13 protein-coding genes are annotated in these 14,788 nt (G+C 62.6%); 5 read left to right on the plus strand and 8 right to left on the minus strand.

From position 1 onward, the window contains the following. Positions 1-87: 87 nt before the first annotated feature. Together maiA and V1273_RS02865 are read left to right on the plus strand one after the other, a co-directional pair. A complete protein-coding gene (maiA, locus tag V1273_RS02860; protein WP_334408653.1) occupies positions 88-720 on the plus strand; it encodes a maleylacetoacetate isomerase in 633 nt (210 codons plus the stop codon). Then, the gene (locus V1273_RS02865; protein ID WP_334384017.1) at positions 710-1,219 is read left to right on the plus strand and encodes a MarR family winged helix-turn-helix transcriptional regulator; all 510 of its coding nucleotides are present in this window, start codon (positions 710-712) and stop codon (positions 1,217-1,219) included. Before maiA ends, V1273_RS02865 begins: the two co-directional genes overlap by 11 nt. Positions 1,220-1,907: 688 nt before the next feature. On the opposite strand, the gene V1273_RS02870 is transcribed toward V1273_RS02865, so the two are convergent. The 3 genes from V1273_RS02870 to V1273_RS02880 form a co-directional block, all read right to left on the minus strand. Then, positions 1,908-3,521: a benzoate-CoA ligase family protein gene (locus V1273_RS02870; RefSeq protein WP_334384016.1), complete on the minus strand. Its 1,614-nt coding sequence runs from the start codon at positions 3,519-3,521 to the stop codon at positions 1,908-1,910. Continuing rightward, positions 3,518-4,657 (minus strand): FAD-dependent monooxygenase, encoded by a 1,140-nt coding sequence (locus tag V1273_RS02875; RefSeq protein WP_334384015.1) that lies wholly within the window; start codon positions 4,655-4,657, stop codon positions 3,518-3,520. Before V1273_RS02875 ends, V1273_RS02870 begins: the two co-directional genes overlap by 4 nt. Positions 4,658-4,862: 205 nt before the next feature. Continuing rightward, on the minus strand, positions 4,863-5,072 hold the full coding sequence (locus V1273_RS02880; protein ID WP_334366166.1) for a hypothetical protein: 210 nt from the start codon (positions 5,070-5,072) through the stop codon (positions 4,863-4,865). A 230-nt stretch (positions 5,073-5,302) separates the two neighbouring features. Between V1273_RS02880 and V1273_RS02885 the strand changes: the two genes are divergently transcribed. Next, positions 5,303-5,662: a hypothetical protein gene (locus tag V1273_RS02885; RefSeq protein ID WP_334366167.1), complete on the plus strand. Its 360-nt coding sequence runs from the start codon at positions 5,303-5,305 to the stop codon at positions 5,660-5,662. Positions 5,663-5,705: 43 nt separating this feature from the next. Here the strand turns inward: V1273_RS02885 and V1273_RS02890 are convergent, their stop codons facing one another. After that, entirely contained in the window at positions 5,706-6,563 is an 858-nt protein-coding gene (locus V1273_RS02890; protein ID WP_334408654.1) for a cysteine rich repeat-containing protein, read from the minus strand. 125 nt (positions 6,564-6,688) lie between these two features. Further along, on the minus strand, positions 6,689-6,862 hold the full coding sequence (locus tag V1273_RS02895) for a hypothetical protein (RefSeq protein ID WP_334366169.1): 174 nt from the start codon (positions 6,860-6,862) through the stop codon (positions 6,689-6,691). On the opposite strand from V1273_RS02895, the gene V1273_RS02900 reads away from it, so the two are divergent. Both V1273_RS02900 and V1273_RS02905 read left to right on the plus strand, forming a co-directional pair. Then, positions 6,855-7,961 carry an efflux RND transporter periplasmic adaptor subunit gene (locus V1273_RS02900; protein WP_334408655.1) on the plus strand — a complete coding sequence of 369 codons (1,107 nt, stop codon included), beginning with the start codon at positions 6,855-6,857 and terminating at the stop codon, positions 7,959-7,961. The genes V1273_RS02895 and V1273_RS02900 overlap by 8 nt on opposite strands. 9 nt (positions 7,962-7,970) lie before the next feature. Continuing rightward, positions 7,971-11,138, plus strand: a complete 3,168-nt coding sequence (locus tag V1273_RS02905) for an efflux RND transporter permease subunit (RefSeq protein WP_334408656.1) — start codon at positions 7,971-7,973, stop codon at positions 11,136-11,138. A gap of 156 nt (positions 11,139-11,294) precedes the next feature. On the opposite strand, the gene V1273_RS02910 is transcribed toward V1273_RS02905, so the two are convergent. The 3 genes from V1273_RS02910 to V1273_RS02920 all read right to left on the minus strand — a co-directional run bounded on the left by V1273_RS02910 (position 11,295) and on the right by V1273_RS02920 (position 14,693). After that, positions 11,295-12,296: an NADP-dependent oxidoreductase gene (locus V1273_RS02910; protein ID WP_334408657.1), complete on the minus strand. Its 1,002-nt coding sequence runs from the start codon at positions 12,294-12,296 to the stop codon at positions 11,295-11,297. An 82-nt stretch (positions 12,297-12,378) separates the two neighbouring features. After that, positions 12,379-13,695, minus strand: a complete 1,317-nt coding sequence (locus tag V1273_RS02915) for a bifunctional folylpolyglutamate synthase/dihydrofolate synthase (protein ID WP_334408658.1) — start codon at positions 13,693-13,695, stop codon at positions 12,379-12,381. After that, a complete protein-coding gene (locus V1273_RS02920; RefSeq protein WP_334408659.1) occupies positions 13,695-14,693 on the minus strand; it encodes a hypothetical protein in 999 nt (332 codons plus the stop codon). Before V1273_RS02920 ends, V1273_RS02915 begins: the two co-directional genes overlap by 1 nt. Positions 14,694-14,788: the final 95 nt, after the last annotated feature.

Genomic DNA, 14,788 nt, shown 5'->3' on the forward strand with positions numbered 1-14,788 from the left:
TTATCGTGTAAATTGACAGTATACTTACAATATCGATAGCGTCAATGTGGTAAACCCGTACAGGCCAGAAGAATCAGGGAGGTTCCGATGAAGCTGCATGGCTATTTCCGCAGCAGCGCGGCATATCGCGTCAGGATCGCGCTCAACCTCAAGGGGCTCACGGCAGAGCACCTGCCGCATCACCTTCGCAAGGGCGAACAGATTGCGCCGGACTATCTCGCCCTCAACCCGCAGGGGCTGGTGCCGACGCTGGAGGGCGACGATAGCGCGGTGCTGACCCAGTCGCTGGCCATCATCGAATGGCTGGACGAGACCCATCCCAACCCGCCGCTATTGCCAAAGGATCCGCTGCGCCGCGCAAAGGTGCGGGCCTTTGCGCTGGCGATCGCCTGCGACATCCATCCGGTGCAGAATTTGAAGGTGCTGGCCCGCCTGCGCCAGCTCGGCCTGCCGGAAGAGAAGGTGACGGAGTGGGCGGCTTGGGCCAACCGCGAAGGCCTTGCTGCCTGCGAGACCCTGATCAAGGGCAAGAACGGGCCGTTCTGTTTCGGCGACACGCCGACGGTTGCAGACCTCTGCCTAGTGCCGCAGCTTGCCAATGCGCGGCGCTTCGGCGTCGAGGTTTCGGCCTTTTCCCGCCTGCTCGAGGCGGAAGCCGCGGCAAAGCAAATGAAGGCATTCACCGATGCCGCACCGGACAGGCAGCCCGATGCCGAGTAAGCCATCCCCCATCACCATGGACGCGGTCTATACCGCGCCCGGCTATCTGTTCCGGCGGATGCAGCAGATCGCGGTCTCTATCTTCGTCGAGGAATGCAGCGCGTTCGACCTGACGCCGGTGCAATATGCGGCGCTGGTCGCGATCCACACCCATCCGGGCATCGATGCCACTCGGCTGTCGGCGGTGATCGCGTTCGACCGCTCGACCCTCGGTAACGTCATCGAGCGGCTGGAGAGCAAGGCGCTGATCGAGCGCAAGCCCTCGCGCGAGGACAAGCGCGTCAAGCTGCTCTATCTCTCGAAATCGGGCGCAGCCGTGCTGCGCGACATCATGCCGTCGGTCGAGCGCGCCCAGGTCAGGATGCTGCAGCCGCTGAAGCCTGCGGACCGCAAGACCCTGCTGACGCTGTTAACGCAACTCGTCGATCTCAACAATGAAGCCTCGCGCGTGCCGCTGCGCGCCGAGGACGCGCTGGAGCATCTGGGGAAGGCGGGGTGAAGGGGCGTTAGGGATCGAGTGTCAGCGCCAAAAACTCCGCCGTCGTCCCGGCCTTGAGCCGGGACCCATAACCACAAATATTTGAGTTAGGCAGGCTGTGGCTGCAGCCTAAGGCCACAACTGATATCAGTGGTTATGGGTCCCTGCGTTCGCAGGGACGACGTCGAGTTTGCGAAGGGACGGGCGGTCGATGCCAAAAACTCCGCTGTCGTCCCGGCCTTGAGCCGGGACCCATAACCACAAATATTTGTGTTGGGGCAGGCTGTGGCTGCAGCCTAAGGCCATAACCGATATCAGTGGTTATGGGTCCCTGCGTTCGCGGGGACGACGTCGAGTTTGCGGAGGGACGGGCGGTCGATGCCAAAAACTCCGCTGTCGTCCCGGCCTTGAGCCGGGACCCATAACCACAAATATTTGAGTTAGGCAGGCTGTACCTGCAGCCAAAGCCATAACTGATATCAGTGGTTATGGGTCCCTGCGTTCGCATGCGTTCGCAGGGACGACAGCGAGTTTGCGGAGGAACGGGCGGTCGATGCCAAAAACTCCGCTGTCGTCCCGGCCTTGAGCCGGGACCCATAACCACAAATATTTGAGTTAGGCAGGCTGTGGCTGCAGCCTAAGGCCACAACTGATATCAGTGGTTATGGGTCCCTGCGTTCGCAGGGACGACAGCGAGTTTGCGAATGGATTACATCCTCATCAGCGCTTGCCGGTCGATCTTGCCAGTGCCGGTCTTCGGCAGTTCCTCGATGAAGGTGATCTCGCGCGGATATTTGTAAGGCAGCAGCTTTGCCTTGACGTAATCCTGCAGCTTCTTCGTCGCATCATCGCTGTCGAACTCGCCCTTGTTCATCACCACCACCGCCTTCAGGGTCATCCGGCGGTCCGGCAGTTCGGCCGCAAACACCGCGCATTCCCTGATGTCGGGATGCTCAGCAAGACAGAGCTCGACCTCCAGCGGGTAAACCCATTGGCCTGATATCTTGACCAGGTCGTCGGCGCGGCCGCGGAAGAAATGGAAGCCGTCGGCATCGCGCATGAAGCGGTCGCCGGTGTAGATCCAGCCACCCTCGCGAATGGTCTCGGCCGACTTGTCCGGCCGGTTCCAGTACAGCGGCGTGTTGGAATCGCCGCGCACCCACAAGATACCTTCCTCGCCGTCGGCGACTTCGCGGCCGTCCTTGTCCCTGAGCAGGATCTCATAGCCGGGCACGCGCAGGCCCGCGGCGCCGAGTTTTCTCTTCTCGGGAAGGTTGGAGAGATAGATGTGCAGGACTTCCGTCGAGCCGAGCCCTTCGATGATCTCGAGCCCCGTCAGCTTTTTCCAGCCGTTGAACACTTCCGCCGATAAGACTTCGGCCGCCGACAGCGCCATCCGCAGCGACGAGAAATCGGTTGTCGCCGCACCCTCGGCCTTGGTCAGCGAGGTGTAGAGCGTCGGCAATCCATAGAACACGGTGGGCCGGAATTTTTCGATCGCCTGGAAGATCGCTGCTGGCTTTGGCTGGCCGGGCAGCAAGAGCGTCGCCGCGCCGACCGAGAACGGGAAGGTGATGGCGTTGCCGAAACCGTAGGCGAAGAAAATCTTCGGCACCGAGAAGCAGATGTCGTCCGGCCCGAGCTTGAGCACGTTGCGGGCAAACGCCTGCTCGCTGTAGGCCATGTCGTGCTGCAGATGCACGATGCCCTTGGGGCGGCCGGTCGAGCCCGACGAATACATCCAGAACGCCATCTCGTCGCGGTGGGTGTCGGCTTCCGGAAGATCGGTGGCGAAGCCTTGCAGCCACTTCGCCGCGTCGACCGGGTTCGGCACGGCGTGCTCGCCCGCTACGCCATTGACCACAACAAGGGTTTGTAACGGCGTACCCTTGCAGGCCTCCGCGTTGAACCGCGACGTAAACTCGGCCTCCGCGACCGCTACCGCTGCGCCCGCGTCCGAGAGATAGAACTGCAGGAGCTCCGGCGGCGTCAGCGTGTTGATCAACAGCGGCACGAAGCCGGAGCGCACCGCGCCGAAAAATGCCGCCGGGTAGGCCGGCGTGTCGTCGAGGAACATCAGGATGCGGTCGCCGCGCTTCAAGCCCAGCGACTGAAAGCCGTGGCCCCATTGCGCGGCCTCCGCGCAGAGCTCTGCATAAGTGCGCGTGCCGCCGGGGCCGGTCAGCGCCAGCCGGTCGCCGCGGCCGGCCGCGAGATTATCGAACAGGATGCGGCTCGCGTTATAGCGTTCCGGGATCGCAAAGCCGATCTCGCGCGCGCCCGGATTGTCGCGGGGGACCAAATCGGAAATTTCTGAGGTCATGCCTGGCTCCCGATTTCTTTCGCTGCCTCGTAACGCCTCATGAATTCCGGCGACATCGCGCGCAGCCGCGCGTCAGCGATCCGCCCGGAGCGGGTGATGTAGCTGTAGGCAAAGTCCATCAGGTCGAGCTTCATGTGTTCGGGGAAGTGTTCGTACCAGTCGGCGCTGGTGCGCGCCGCCGTCACCAGCTTCTGCACGATCGGCTTGCGTTCGGCCTGGTAGCGGGCGAGGCCTGCGGGAACATCGTGTTCCGCTTCCAGCGCTTTGGTTAGCGCGATCGCGTCCTCGATGGCGAGCCGCGTGCCTGAGCCGATCGAGAAATGCGCAGTGTGCAAGGCGTCTCCGATCAGCACCATGTTGCGGTGCGACCAATCCTCGTTCCAGATCCAGGGAAAATTGCGCCACACCGATTTGTTCGACACCAGGGGGTGACCGTCGAGGGTCTCTGCAAAAATTTCTTCGCAGATCGCCTGCGACTGTTCGATCGTCTTGTGCTCGAAGCCATAGGCCTGCCAGGTCGCCGCATCGCATTCGACCAGGAACGTGCTCATGGCGGGCGAATAGCGGTAGTGGTGCGCGTTGAAGAACCCCAGGTCGGTCTTCACGAACGTCTGCGACAGCGTGGCAAAGCGTTTGCTGGTGCCGTACCAGGCGAATTTGTTGGTCGAGTGCGAAACCGTGGCGCCGAATTCCTTCTCAAAGCCGCGGCGCACCAGCGAGTTCAGCCCGTCGGCGGCGACGATCAAGTCGTATTCGCCGAGTTCGTCGATCGACTGGATCGTGGTGTCGTATCGCGCCGCCACGCCTGCCGCGCGCACGCGCTGCTGCAGGATGGTGAGTAGTTCGAGCCGGCCGATCGAGGAGAAACCGACGCCGTCGATCTCGACGCTTTCACCACGCAGATCGAGCGTGATGTTCTTCCAGCTCTCCATCCGCGGCGTAATGGCGTCGACCGTCTCGGGGTCGTCGGCGCGCAAGAATTCCAGCGCCTGTTCGGAGAACACCACGCCAAACCCCCAGGTCGCGCCTTCGGGGTTCTGTTCGAACAGGTCAATTTGCGCGTCCGGATGACGGCGCTTCCAGAGATAGGCGAAGTAGAGGCCGCCGGGGCCTCCGCCAATGACGGCGATACGCACGTCTTCCTCCCAATCGACAGTATACTTACTAATTTGGAAAGGAGACTAATCCGCGCCGGAAAATTGCGCTACAGAAAAATGATGACGGGCGCGCGGTTCCAGGTCCGGTCACCCACCGGTGTCCATGGCCTGTTTCAGCCGCGCCGGGGTGTCCGCGAACGGTTGTCCGCTCTGCGGCAACTCTGGCTTGACCGAAGCTTCGGGCTCAGGTGCAGCGGCGAACCTTCGCGCCGTTCACCCACACGGTCCTGCAAACCACCGCCGGTTTGCGGACGACGACCGCGCCGCGCGCTCCGGCGCAGCCGGCGCGATAGACGCCCTTGGCGCATACAGCGGCGTTGGTTTCAGTCGATTCAAGGGTCATGGCGGTGCCGAACGCGAAGAGGGCGGATGCAATGATCAGCAAGTAACGCATGTCGGTCTCCCGGACTGGTACTGGTTGATGTTCAGGTATTGAAAGTTTCCTTTTGAAGGCTTTCTTCGGAAAGTTTTGCGGATGCTATCGCGTCGGCCTTGCGTGCCGATCTCGTTTTTCGTTGCCGGAGTATCCGCGGATGGGGCTGGCTGGCCTTCTTGCGTCCTGATCGCGGACCCGCTGTAGTGAAGCTCCCATTCATCGCCGCAAGGATAACCCAAGGAGAACTCATGGCGCAGGTCAGAGCCAAATGGCTGGCGTTCTATTCCGAACATGTCGAGCCGGTCTCCAAGGAAATATTCTCTCACGTCGAGAAGATGATCATCGGGACGTTGATCATATCCGCCGGTGCCCACGTATCGAGCAGCGAGCCGGCGGTCGTCCTGTTCGGCTATCTGCGCCACGGTCTCGTCGGCCGCGGCGTCATGCTGTTCGGTGTTGTCCTCCTGCTGCTGAACTTCGTTGACGGTCTCTACAAGCTGGCCAAGCTCAACTGGCACGTCGCGTATCAAATCCTGATGACGATCCTCTATGTCGCCCTGTCGGTACGGCTCATTCAGCTCATCCTCGCCTTTCGCGGCGGTGAATGATCGGCGATCCCCTGATCACCCGGGGATCGCCGAAGGCGCGTGACTATCGTGCCGCGAATTGGGACAAAACGTCCTTGCAGGCCGGCGAAAGCTGGGCGGCATTGGTTGCAAGACACTGCACGATCCGGCCGCCGCCAGCGGGCACGTCGCCGCAAATCGTGCGCACGTCGGCGCCGCAGGCCGATCGCAGCACGAATAGTTCTTCGCGGGGCCGCATCGGCCGCAGCACGATCGCCGTCGGCGCTGCTGCAGCGGCCGGTGCTGGGCCGGCGGCTGCCGGCGCCGCGGCCGCGGGTGCCGCCCCCGCTGTAGCCGCAGCCCCGCCAGTCGCGGCAGCGACGGCCTTCTCGCAAGCGGCCGAGAGTTTCCCCTTGTTCTTTTCCAGGCATTGCACTGCCGACGCGCCACCGGTCGGCACGCCCGCGCAGACCTTCGGATAATCGGAGCGGCACGCGCTGCGGATCGCGGAGATCTGGGCGCTGGACGGTTGTCCGGCAGCAGGGGCGGCAGCCTTTGGCTCAGCGGACTTGGCCGGCGCCGCCGTTGCGGCAGCAGGCGCTGCGGATTTCGGTGCTGCGGTCTCGGCCGGCTTGGCGGGGTCGGCGGGCTTAGCCGCCTCCGCCGGCTTGGCAGGCGCGGCTGCCGGTGGTTCCACCGCGCGCACGGCGCTCTGGCAGCTCGATGAAAGGCTCGACATGTTCTTCTGCAGGCATTGCAGCGCGGCCTCGCCGCCCGGCGGCACGCTGGAGCAACGCGCCATGTAGTCCGAACGACACTGCGACTTGATCGCGTCGCGTTGCGCCTGGCTCGGCGCCTGCGCAAGCACGGGTGCTGCAATTGCGAATGTCGCGGCTGCAAGTAATGGTCCAAGCATTCTCGCGCGCGTCACCGTGTTGATCATTTGAATAAATCCTTTGTCGTCGCCGGAAGCCGCCGCTCCAACCAAAGTGAAATGTGATTTTCAGAAAAAATCGGGTCGTATCATTTTCGCTTTCCAGTTCCGCCGCAAGCGGATTGTTGCTATTTTCATGGGATGGCGGAAAGCCGATTTCCGAATAAAGCCTTTTCCAGAACAAGACCGATTGAGGCACCAAAAATGAAGGCTTCGCGTTCGCCTGCACGCTTGAGATCACACGACACCGCCGCGCAAAAAGGTGCTGCCGCCTGCCGCGCAGCTTTCGCCGTTGCTGCGATGGGCATCTTAAGTGCCTGCGAACAAAATACTTTTGTCCCGCCCCCGCCGCCGAAGGTCGAAGTTGCGCCGCCCCTGCAACGGCCTTTCACGCGCTATCTGGAAGCGACCGGCAATACGGCGGCGATCAAGAATGTCGATCTGGTCGCGCGCGTGCAGGGCTTTCTGCAATCGATCAACTACACGGACGGCGCCTACGTCAAAGAAGGCACATCCCTGTTCACGATCGAACCGGACACCTACAAGCTGAAGCTCGAACAGGCGCAGGCCGCGGAATCCGGCGCGCAGGCCTCGGTGCGACAGACCGAGGCGGATTTCAAGCGCCAGCAGGAGTTGGTGCAGCGGCAGGCCGTTTCCCAGGCCACGCTGGATAATTCCACCGCGGCCCGCGACAATGCGCAGGCGAGCCTGCTGCAGGCCCAGGTCAATACCAAGATCGCGGCAGTCAACTACGGCTACACCAATGTGGTCGCGCCGTTCGACGGCGTCGTCAGTGCGCATCTCGTCTCCGTCGGCGAACTCGTCGGCGCCTCGTCGCCGACGCAACTCGCTACCATCGTGGCGCTCGACCCGATCTATGTGAATTTCAACGTCAACGAACAGGACGTGCTGCGGATCCGCGAGGAAGCGCGCCGGCGCGGCCTGACGCCCGATGATCTCAGGCAAGTACCGATCGAGGTCGGATTGCAGACCGAGACCGGTTTTCCGCACAAGGGCAAGCTCGACTATGCCGCCACGACGCTGAACCAGTCGACCGGCACGCTGCCTGTGCGCGGCGTGCTGCCCAACGCGGACCGCGCGCTGCTGCCGGGATTCTTCGTCCGAATTCGCGTGCCTTTGGACCAGGTGCAGAACGCGCTGCTCGTGCCCGACGTCGCGCTCGGCAGCGATCAATCCGGACGTTATGTGCTGGTCGTGAACGGCGAAAATGTCGTCGAGCAGCGCAAGGTGCGCGTCGGACCGCTGGAAGGCGAACTACGCGTCATCGAGGAGGGCCTCAAGCCCGATGACCGCGTGATTACCGCCGGGCTGTTGCGTGCAATCCCCGGCCAGAAGGTCGATCCGCAAGTGAAAACAGTCGAAGCGCAGCCGGCGTCGGCCAAGTAGGAGCCGGCCATGATTTCAAAATTTTTCATCGAGCGGCCCGTTCTTTCCAACGTCATCGCGATCCTGATGATCCTGATCGGCGGCGTCTGCCTGTTCCGGCTCGCGGTTGCGCAATATCCCGATGTCGTGCCGCCCACGGTGCAGGTCACCACCCGCTATCCCGGCGCCAGCGCGAAAACCGTGATCGACACCGTGGCGCTGCCGATCGAGCAACAGGTCAACGGCGTCGAGGACATGCTTTACATGCAGTCCTACAGCGGCGCCGATGGCTCCTACTCGCTGACGGTCACCTTCAAAATCGGCACCGACCTCAACTTCGCTCAGGTGCTGGTGCAGAACCGGGTCTCGAGCGCGCTCTCGCAACTGCCGCAATCGGTGCAGAACCAGGGCGTCATCGTGCAGAAGAGGTCGACGGCGATCCTCTTGTTCGTGACGCTGACATCGCCGAAAGCGACCTATGACAGCCTGTTCCTGAGCAATTACGCCACCATCAACATTCGCGACGAGCTGTCGCGCCTACCCGGCGTCGGCAATGTCACCGTGTTCGGGGCCGGCCAGTATTCGATGCGGGTCTGGCTCGATCCGAACAAGCTGCAGGCGCGCAACCTGATGCCGCAGGACGTGATTTCGGCGATCCAGCAGCAGAGCCAGCAGGTCACCGCAGGCCAGGTCGGGGCGCCGCCGGCGCCTGCAGGGCAGGCGTTTCAATATACGCTGAATGTCAGCGGGCGGCTCGACGACGTCAGCGAGTTCGAGAACGTGATCGTCAAGACCGGCAACAGCGGCGACGTCACCCGTGTGCGCGATGTCGGTTGGGTGGAACTCGGTGCCCAGACCTACAGCCAGATGTTCTCGCTCAACAACAAACCGGCCACCGGCATCGGCGTGTTCCAGTCGCCGGGCGCCAACGCGCTCGAGGTCGAGCAGGCGGTTCAGAGAAAAATGGCGGAGTTGGCGAAGGGATTCCCACAGGACATCAAGTACGACACGCCGTTCGACACCACCAAATTCGTCTCCGAATCGATCAACGAGGTCTACAAGACACTTATTGAGGCCGGCTTGCTTGTGCTCGTCGTGATCCTGATCTTCCTGCAGGACTGGCGCGCGATGCTGGTGCCGGCGACAACGGTGCCGGTGACGATCATCGGCGCGTTCGCGGCGATGGCGGCGCTCGGCTTCACCGTCAACATCTCGACGCTGTTTGCGATCGTGCTCGCGATCGGCATCGTGGTGGATGACGCCATCGTCGTTGTCGAAGGCGCAGCCCATAATATCGAGAAGGGAATGTCCGGCCATGACGCCGCGATCAGCGCGATGGACGCGCTGTTCGCGCCGATCATCGGCATCACGCTGGTGCTGGTCTCGGTGTTTTTGCCCTCGGCATTCCTGCCGGGCTTGACCGGGCGGATGTACGCGCAATTCGCGCTGGTCATTGCCGCCACCGCGCTGCTCAGCGCCATCAACGCGGCGACGCTGAAGCCGACGCAATGCGCCCTATGGCTGCGCCGGCCTGCGCCGCCGGAACAGCGCAACTTCTTTTACCGGGGCTTCAACGCGGTCTATAACCGTCTGGAGGCCTGGTATGGCCGGGTGATCAGCCGTCTGGTCGCGCACAGCAATGTATCCGTCATCTGCGCGCTGATCCTGATCGCGATCGGCGGCTACGGCCTGTCGCGGGTGCCGACCGGCTTCATCCCGATCGAGGACCAAGGCTATCTGCTGGTGGCGGTGCAATTGCCGGATGGCGCGGCGCTCGACCGCACTCAGCGTGTACTCACCCGCGTCAGCGACATCACCAGTAAAACCGCGGGCGTCGAGCAGGTGATCACGATCGCGGGCATTTCCGCGCTCGACAATTCCTCCAGCCTCGCCAATGCCGGCGTGGCCTATCTGATCCTCAAAGAGTGGAGTGCGCGCGGCGAGGGCGAGGATCTGCGGTCGCTGTTCGTCGGCCTGAACGAAAGACTGTCTGTCATCGAGGAGGCGCGGATCCTAGTGGTCCCGCCGCCGCCGATCCAGGGAATCGGCAATGCCGCCGGCTTTGCGATGCAGGTGCAGCTCCGCGACGGCAATTCCGACTTCAGCAAGCTGCAGGCAATCACGGGCGCGATGGTTTCCAATGCGGCGTCGCAAAGCGCGCTGCAGCGGGTCAGCTCGCCGTTCCGCTCGACGGTGCCGCAGTTCGACGTCGAGGTGGATAGGGTCAAGGCCCAGACCATGCATGTCACGACCGACCAGGTCTTCTCGACATTGTCATCCTACATGGGGTCGAGCTACGTCAACCAGTTCAACAAGTTCGGCCGCACCTTCCAGGTCTATGCGCAAGGAGACGCGCAATTTCGCCTGACGCCGCGCGACATCGAAAGGCTGACGGTGCGCAACAGCCAGGGCGACATGATCCCGCTCGGCGCGGTGGCGAAGATCACGCCGGCGGTCGGGCCGTCGCTGATCAGCCTGTATAATCTCTATCCATCGGCCACCATCATCGGGCTGCCGGCCACGGGCTACAGCTCCGGCCAGTCGATGAATCTGATGGAAGAGATCGCCGCCAAGACGCTGCCGCCGGGCACCGGCTTCGAGTGGACGGCGATGTCGTACCAGGAGAAGGTCGTCGGCGGCCAGATCTACTGGGCGTTTGGTCTCGCCCTGCTGCTGGTGTATCTCGTGCTGGCCGGACAATATGAGAGCTGGTACGCGCCGATCTCGGTCATTCTCGCGGTACCGCTATCACTGCTCGGGCCGATGCTGGTGCTGAGCGGGCTGAGGATCGAGAACAACCTCTACACCCAGATCGGCATTATCCTGTTGATCGCGCTGTCGGCCAAGAACGCCATCCTGATTGTCGAGGTGGCGCTCGAGCTCCACGTGCGCGACTGCAAGCCGCTGTTGGAATCCGCCGTCGAGGCAGCGCGGGCCCGTTTCCGTCCGATCCTGATGACGTCGTTCGCCTTCATCCTCGGCGTCGTGCCCTTGGTGCTCGCCACCGGCGCCGGCGCCAATGCGCGGAAGTCGATCGGCATCACCGTGTTCTCGGGCATGCTGGCGTCAACCTGCCTGGCCGTGCTGTTCGTGCCGACGTTCTTCGTCGTGATCCAGCGGTTCGAGAACTGGCTGAAGGAGCGGAAGGTAAAGAAGGCGGGGATGAAAGCGGCGCCGCAAGCGCCGGCGGCGCATTAGGCAACAATTTATCCGTCGTCCCTGCGAACGCAGGGACCCATAACCACAGGTTTTCATGGTGGCGAGCTGGAGCTCCAGCTCGTCGCCAAACTCGATGCGGTGGCCATGGGTCCCGGCTCGCGCTTCGCTTGGCCGGGACGACGGCTGATAGAGAGTCTACACCTTCACCATGCGCTTGCCGCGGTTCTCGCCGGCGAGCAGGCCGATCAGCGCCTTCGGCGTGTTCTCGATTCCGTCGATCACGTCCTCCTGCACCTTCAATTTGCCGGAGGCGACCCAGGATTGCAGATCGGCAAGCGCCGCGGCGCTCTGGTCCATATAATCCATCACGATGAAGCCCTGCATGACGAGGCGCTTCACCACGATCAGGCCGGGCACGCCGCGCGGACCGTGGGCCGACGGCACGCCGTCATATTGCGAAATCGCGCCGCAGCAGGCGATGCGGCCGCGGTTGTTCATCAGTGAAAGGCAGGCTTCGAGAATTTCGCCGCCGACATTGTCGAAATAGACGTCGATGCCCTTCGGCGCGGCTGATCGCAGCGCCTTGAAGGTGGCGCCGTCCTTGTAATCGACCGCGGCGTCAAAGCCGAGTTCGGACGTGAGCCACTGACACTTGTCCTTGCCGCCGGCAATGCCGATGACGTTGCAGCCCTTGATCTTGGCGATTTGTCCGACGATCGATCCGACGGAGCCGGCGGCAGCCGACACGACGACGGTCTCACCTTGCTTCGGCTTGCCGACATGCAGGAGACCAAAATAGGCAGTGAGGCCGGCGATGCCGTAGACGCTGAGCAGATGCGTCATCGGCTCCATCTTCGGCATCTTGTTCAGATGCTTTGCCGGCACGGCGGCATAATCCTGCCAGCCGGTATCGCCGAATACGATATCGCCCGGCGCGAGGCTTGAAGCCTTGGAGGCGACGACCTCCGCGATGCTGCCACCGGCCATCACGGTATTGGCCTCGACGGCGGCGCGATAGGTGGCGCCGTGCATCCACGCGCGGTTGGCGGCATCAAGCGAAATATAGCGCGTCCGCACCAGCGCCTCGCCATCTTTCGGCTCGGGCACCGTGCCCTGGACCATCTTGAAATGCTCCGGCCCGAGCTTGCCGGTCGGTTTCTCGACCAGCAGGATCTGACGATTGACGGTATCGCTCATGGTGTTTCTCCCTCGGTGTCGCATTCTGGCGCTTTCCGATGCCGCGGAAAGGTCGCTCGACTGCACGGATTGTGCGCCACGTTCAGAAAAAATCCAAATCCTCCGCGCGGCCGCCCTTTGCGACGGTTGCGTATTCGATCGCCAGGAATAGTCCACCCGCCACATACACTCTGCGCTTTTGTTCCAGAGCCATCTCCTGCGAGAGCCTCACGGCATCCGCGATTGTCGCCGCGACATGAAGGGTTGCTTCGGAATTGCCAAGCCGCGCGGCGGCCGCGATGGCCTGCGGGTCCGCGCCCTTGTGGTGCGCCGCCGTGCAGATGATCGTATCGAACGACGGCGCCAGTGCGCCGACGATCTCGTCGGCCTTCTTGTCGCGCGAGGCGCCAGTGACGAGAATCCAATCGTCGCGGCCGTGAATCGACATGAGGCTCGCCAGCGATTGCCGGATGCCGTCCGGCGTATGGCCGACGTCGATCACCGTGAGCGGGTCTTGCTCGATGACCTCCAGGCGGCTGGGCCAGCGGACATTGCGCAGGCCCGAACGGATGGCCGCTTCGATCCGTTCGGGAGCCTTGCGCGGCTGCTCGCGTTGCAGCCAGAGCAGGAACAAGGTCATCGCGATGGCGGCGTTGTTGAACTGAAACGCGCCGGGCAGGCCCAGCTCGATGTGACGAAAATCATGATAGCCGAACTGGAAATCGAAATGCTGCCCCGACGCGGATTGGGCCTCGTTGTCGACACTGATCTCGTCACGGACGAACAGTGGGCTGCAGCCGCGCCAGCGATGATACTCGACGAGATGTCGCCGCAGGTCGCGGCAGTTTTCACCATAGATAATCGTGCCGCCGGCGGCGCAGGCGTCGCTCTTGTCGGAGGCGATCAGTTCAAGCGAGTTGCCGAGCAGATCGACATGCTCGAAATCGACCGAGGTAACGCAAGTCTCGCGCGCGCCGATCAGGCGGACCGGATCATAGCGGCCGCCGATGCCGGCCTCGAACACCGCGAAATCGCATTCGCTCTTCTGGAAGTGCAAGCAGGCGAGCGCAAACAGCGCTTCGAAAGTACCGAATTGTTCACCGCGACGGCTCGAGACGTCGGCGACCACCGCCTCTACCTTACGCTTCAGAAGGGCGAGCGCGTCGTCGTCGATTTCGATGTTGTCGACCTGGATCCGCTCGTTGAAACGAAACAGATGCGGGGAAGTGAAGAGGCCGGTTCGGAGGCCGTAGTCGCGGCCAATGCTGGCAGCCATCGCCGCCGTGCTGCCCTTGCCGTTCGAGCCGGTCACCACGACCGAGACGCGCTGCAGCCACGCGCGATCGATTCTGAGCTCATTCAACAGCTCGCCCATGCGCGCGAGGCAGACGCCGTCGCCATATTTCGGCAGGTCGAACACTACAGCAATCCCATCGTCGAGAAGGTGTGATGCCAGATCTTCAGGATTAGGTCGCCGCGGTCGGAGACCTCCAGCAGCCGGATCGCCGGATTGGAGTTGACCTCGATGACTTGCATGGAATCCGGTTGGCCACCGATATCTACGAACATGTCGATGGCCGCTACGCGTAGTCCGATCGCGCGCGCAGCCTGCCGCGCCAGCATGATGGCCTGTTCGGACGGTGCATCCGCCAGCACCATCGTGCCGCCAGCACTGAGATTCATCCGCCCGGGGATCTCGCGCCGTTCGCCATTTGCCGGCACAGTGTCGAGTGACGGGTCGTGATCGGGCAGCGAAGCCGGCGAAAGGCCGCGGGCCCGCAAAGCGTCATTATGGGCCGTCAGCAGTTCGCGGAACGTACGCACGCCATCGCCCGAGATGAACGGCGGGCGTTTTCGCGCGCAGTAGAGCGCGTCATCGTCGAGCAGGAAAACGCGATACTCGGTGCCATCGACGATCGGCTGGATCAGAACGGCGTCATAATACTTCATTACCGCATCGAGATAGCGAACGAGCGCGGCTTCGCCGTGAACAGCTTGCGCGAAATCGCCGCGCGCTCCAGTGAGCGGCTTGACGAAGGCCGATCCACCCAATGCTTTGAAGCAGGCAATCGCGTCGCTGCGTTCATGGCCCGCCGGGCGATGCGCGCGGTGGCGATCGTGCAGGAAGAAATACTCGCCGCCGAGCGCGGGCACGCCGGCGTCTCGCAGAATCCTGCTGGCAAAGAACTTGTCCAACGCCAGCGTCGAAGCCGTCGCATTGTTCTGCGGATACCAGGAGCATCGGCCGGCGCCGAAATGAAGCAGCCTGTCGCGCGAGGCGATGCTGAAGATCAATCCCGAGCCGCCGTCGAGGTCGCGAAATGTCAGCCCGAATTCGGCAGCAGCAAACTCTGCATAAACCGCCTGGTCCGGATAGAAGCCCGGTTTTCCCTTTCGAAACTCAGTTGGGCTTCGCATGCGATCTCTTTTGAAACGTTCTTAATTCGACGTAGTCTTTTATTGCCAGATCGGCGCCGAATTCAGCAAGTTAATTGCGCGAGAAAGCGTTAACG

The organism is Bradyrhizobium sp. AZCC 1721, from assembly GCF_036924715.1.
Taxonomy (GTDB): Bacteria; Pseudomonadota; Alphaproteobacteria; order Rhizobiales; family Xanthobacteraceae; genus Bradyrhizobium.

Coding starts and splice junctions, on each gene's coding strand:
- maiA (WP_334408653.1), top strand. CDS start 88: ATGAAGCTGCATGGCTATTTCCGCAGCAGCGCGGCATATCGCGTCAGG.
- V1273_RS02865 (WP_334384017.1), top strand. CDS start 710: ATGCCGAGTAAGCCATCCCCCATCACCATGGACGCGGTCTATACCGCG.
- V1273_RS02870 (WP_334384016.1), bottom strand. CDS start 3,521: ATGACCTCAGAAATTTCCGATTTGGTCCCCCGCGACAATCCGGGCGCG.
- V1273_RS02880 (WP_334366166.1), bottom strand. CDS start 5,072: ATGCGTTACTTGCTGATCATTGCATCCGCCCTCTTCGCGTTCGGCACC.
- V1273_RS02885 (WP_334366167.1), top strand. CDS start 5,303: ATGGCGCAGGTCAGAGCCAAATGGCTGGCGTTCTATTCCGAACATGTC.
- V1273_RS02890 (WP_334408654.1), bottom strand. CDS start 6,563: ATGATCAACACGGTGACGCGCGCGAGAATGCTTGGACCATTACTTGCA.
- V1273_RS02900 (WP_334408655.1), top strand. CDS start 6,855: ATGGGCATCTTAAGTGCCTGCGAACAAAATACTTTTGTCCCGCCCCCG.
- V1273_RS02895 (WP_334366169.1), bottom strand. CDS start 6,862: ATGCCCATCGCAGCAACGGCGAAAGCTGCGCGGCAGGCGGCAGCACCT.
- V1273_RS02905 (WP_334408656.1), top strand. CDS start 7,971: ATGATTTCAAAATTTTTCATCGAGCGGCCCGTTCTTTCCAACGTCATC.
- V1273_RS02910 (WP_334408657.1), bottom strand. CDS start 12,296: ATGAGCGATACCGTCAATCGTCAGATCCTGCTGGTCGAGAAACCGACC.
- V1273_RS02920 (WP_334408659.1), bottom strand. CDS start 14,693: ATGCGAAGCCCAACTGAGTTTCGAAAGGGAAAACCGGGCTTCTATCCG.